This window comes from Caballeronia glebae, assembly GCF_001545035.1.
Lineage (GTDB): Bacteria > Pseudomonadota > Gammaproteobacteria > Burkholderiales > Burkholderiaceae > Caballeronia > Caballeronia glebae.
On sequence record NZ_FCOJ02000159.1, the window covers coordinates 1 to 1716 of the forward strand.

A 1716-nucleotide genomic window follows, 5' to 3' on the forward strand; every position below is an offset into this window, starting at 1 on the left:
GCCTCGGCTCGTGATTGTCGGCTTAGCTAACCTAGGCAGCTCATCTCTAAGACTGGTCCGAAAATCAAATCTGTTTTTCCGGCTAACTAACTGAATCAAATTAGTTCGAGCCGAAGTCGGAATGATGCTTGCCTCCAAGCAGTGATTTTATAGGTCAACATACCGATAATTGGCCCGTTCTGGATATGTCGGCATTCCTACACGACAAGCACATGAACAGGGTTGTCCCCATGTTGTCGTTGCGCAAACGGCTTGAGTTCAGGGAGTTCTTTGCATGTCCATGGTGTTGCCATCTCAAGGGTATATCCTCCAAATCAAACCCCAGCCCGCGCCGATCTCAATATTAAGATTTGGCGGAGAGGCGGAAATCAGCGAGCTTTACGAGTTCAACATCGAGTTCACGAGCGCGGTTGCCGACATCCCGATGGATCAAGTCATTGGACGGCCCGCGGTCTTCACCATCGATCCCGTCGATCCGCAAGAAGCCTATTTGCGGCAGATGTTCGGCGAACGCTGGAAACAATTCAGCAAGGCCCCGCCACCCGCCGTCACGCATGGCGTCATCGATAAGTTCGAAACCCTCAGTACGTCCGCGGATGAAACGCGCTATCGCGTCACGCTGGTGCCAAAAATTGCGGAATTGGCACGAGGCCGCAAATCCCGATTGTTTCAGAAGCAATCCGTCGTCGAGATTATTACCGACACATTGCGCCACTACGACTATCGGCTGGGCGTCGATTTTGATTTTAAAGGTCTGCGCGGCAAATATAAGCGCTTTGAATACATCACTCAGTTTTACGAAACCACGTTTGCGTTCATTCAGCGCCTTTGCGCTGAAGCGGGCATCTGGTTTCGCTTCGAGCAGAAAAATGATCGCACTGTCATCATCTTCGGCGACGATCTGGACGCGTATGCCCGCAAGCAGCGGGTGGTGCCGTATCGCAGCCACTCGGGGCTCGAAAGCGCGGGCGCGGAGTCGATCCGTTCGCTCAGAACCATCACGCAGCGCGTGCCCGAAGCGGTGCAGTTGAACGATTACAACCATCGTCAGGCGGACGTCAATCTGTTGGTCGAAGAAAACACCGCGCGTGCGGACGAGACCACCGACGGGGTGGACGGAACCTGGGGCGAGCATTACGAAACGCTGGAAGAAGGCCGGCAAATCGCGCGTCTGCGTCACGAGGCTTACATCGCCACGCAGATCAGCTATCGCGGTCGGGGCAATCCGTTCTCGCTCGAAGTCGGCGAGGTGATCCGGCTGGATGTCAATCCCAAGGATGCGCCCAATGGCCTGTTCATCACGTCGATGCGCTGCGGCGGTGGCCGGGGCGTGTCGTACTGGAACAACTTTCGGGCGATTCCGGCCGATCGCAGATGGCGCACGAGTATCGACTCGATCGTCCGTCCGAAGGCCGAGGGTCTTTGGCCGGCCAGGGTGGATTCGCCAGGGAATTACCACTACGGCTATTTGGATGAGAAAGGCCGGTACGTCGTCAAGATGCCGTTCGATCTGGACGAGTGGAGTCCGGGTGGGGCGAGTCGGCCGATCCGGATGGCGAAGCCATATGCGGGAGCGGACTACGGGCATCACATGCCGCTGATTCACGGCACGGAGGTTGGGCTGCTTTTTACGGCGCAAAATCCGAATAGGCCTGTGATCGTGGGCTCCCTTCATGACAGCCTGAATCCGGATCTGGTTAATAACCTGAATAACAC

The 1716-nt window shown here is 56.0% G+C and carries 1 protein-coding gene; it reads left to right on the top strand.

Annotated elements, in window-relative coordinates:
* Window positions 1-274 precede the first annotated feature (274 nt).
* Window positions 275-1716 (top strand): type VI secretion system Vgr family protein (locus AWB82_RS36580; protein WP_086974099.1); only part of this gene is annotated, 1442 nt, incomplete at its 3' end.